The sequence below is a fragment of the Kitasatospora sp. NPDC057198 genome (assembly GCF_042670125.1).
In the GTDB taxonomy this organism is placed as follows: Bacteria; Actinomycetota; Actinomycetes; order Streptomycetales; family Streptomycetaceae; genus Kitasatospora.
On sequence record NZ_JBHUWH010000795.1, the window covers coordinates 1 to 1,958 of the forward strand.

Annotated in this window: 2 protein-coding genes; both read right to left on the reverse strand. The window is 74.2% G+C overall.

The features are described 5' to 3' along the window. Positions 1-272, reverse strand: a 272-nt coding sequence (locus tag ACFUEL_RS39085; protein ID WP_380242881.1) for a Rho termination factor N-terminal domain-containing protein, incomplete at its 3' end; no start/stop codon positions are given. Between the two features lie 510 nt (positions 273-782). Further along, entirely contained in the window at positions 783-1,700 is a 918-nt protein-coding gene (thrB, locus tag ACFUEL_RS39090) for a homoserine kinase (RefSeq protein ID WP_380242882.1), read from the reverse strand. Between the last annotated feature and the right edge of the window lie 258 nt (positions 1,701-1,958).

Sequence of the window (1,958 nt, forward strand, 5' to 3'; positions counted from 1 at the left end):
TTCTTCGCCGCCGGGGCGGCGGAGCCGGAGGCGCCCGCGAGCAGCGGGTCACCGCCGCTCTTCTCCTTGATGGCCTCGATCAGCTGGCTCTTGCGCAGCCGCCCGGTGCCGCTGATCCCGAGGGACGAGGCCAGCTTCTGGAGCTCGGCAAGTACCAGGCCGTCCAGGCCGGCGGCGGCGGTACGACGGCGTCGCGCCGGAGCCGCCGGAGCGGCCGCGTCCGACGCCTCGGCGTCCGGGCGCGCGCCCATCAGATCGGTGGTGTCGCTCACTAAGGGTCCTTCCCTGGAGCGGACGTCGGCCTGTCTGGCACGGCGACCGGTTGTGCTGTCCTGTCCAGCGGCTCTTTGCGCCGGCCAGGGGCTGGATTCCCGCGGAAGGCTGGTCCTTCCGGGGAGCTGCGAAGTGCGGTGCACTGTGGTGCGAAGCGGCGCGGACGGCCGGTTCTGGTGCCGACCTCGCTGCGCCTGTTGATGCCCGGGCCCCCGTCGCGCGGCGGCACCGCCGGCCCCGCCGGCCGAGCCTCAGTGCGGAGGCTGGAGGTGGGAGTCCGGTGCCGTCACGGCTTCGGGATGGGCCCCACTTGCGCAGGCAGGCTGCGTACGCGGTGTGGCGAGCTCCCGGAGAATCGTGCTCCCGAGCTTCCGGCCCCCGTGCGGACGGGGGAACGGGATCGGGATGCGTCGCACCGGCGCCCGGAGGGCACCTGGTGCAGCAATGAGGTTAACACTACCTACCCCCTGACACATTCCCCAGCCCTTTGCTTGTCAATCGTGTCCGTCTCACATGTCGAGCGGCAGCACGGTGGCGCCGGTGCGGTCGAGCTCCAGCCGGTGCGCCGCGAACTGCGCCCCTGCGCTGTTGAGCACCTTGCCGACGTTGGCCTCGTCGGTGAGCGCGAGCACGGTCGGTCCGGCACCCGAGATGACGGCGGGGACGCCCTCGGCGCGCAGGGCGGCGACCAGGGCGGCGCTGTCCGGCATCGCGGAGGCCCGGTAGTCCTGGTGCAGGCGGTCCTCGGTGGCGGTGAGCAGCAGCTCCGGGCGGCGGGTGAGCGCCTCGACCAGCAGGGCGGCCCGGCCCGCGTTGAGCGCGGCGTCGGAGAGCGGCACGGTCTTGGGGAGCAGGCCGCGGGCGGTCTCGGTGAGCACCTCGGTGGAGGGGATGAACACGACCGGCACGACCCGGTCGGAGGGGTCCAGCGTGATGGTGCGGGCGCCGCCGTCCTCGGTCCAGGCGACGGTGAAGTTGCCGCGCAGGCAGGCCGCGACGTTGTCGGGGTGGCCCTCCAGCTCGGAGGCGAGGGCCAGCAGCGCGTCGTCGCCGAGCGCGGAGGCGCCGCCGATGGTGACGGCGCGGGCGGCGACGATGCCGGCGCAGATCGCGGCGGACGAGGAGCCCAGGCCGCGGCCGTGCGGTATCCGGTTGGCGCAGACCACTTCGAGGCCGCGGGGCTGGCCGCCGAGCCGGTCGAAGGCGGCGCGCATCGAGCGGACCACCAGGTGGCGCTCGTCGCGGGCGAGGCTCTCGGCGCCCTCGCCGGCGATGTCCACGGTCAGGCCGGAGTCGGCGACCCGGACCACCACGTCGTCGTAGAGCCCCAGGGCGAGGCCGAAGGCGTCGAAGCCGGGGCCGAGGTTGGCGCTGGTCGCGGGGACGCGGACCCGGACGGCGGCGGCGCGGAACGCGGGACCGGCCATGCGGTGGACACACTCCTGAGAAAGTGGGGGGAGCCAGGCCCGGACGACGCGGACGACGGGGCCTGCGGTGGTACTGGCGGCGGGGTCTCGAAGGGGGGCGCGCAGCATGGCGCGGCCCGCCGGGGTCAAGCGTATCGAAGAGAGGTTCCAGAGCGGTACACCCTGCCCGGCTCCGATCTTCCGTGTTGCCCGGAGCAGCGCGAAAGCGCCGGTGGGATGACCGGAAAACGGCGGCGAGCGGCCGGCCCGGAAGGGGAC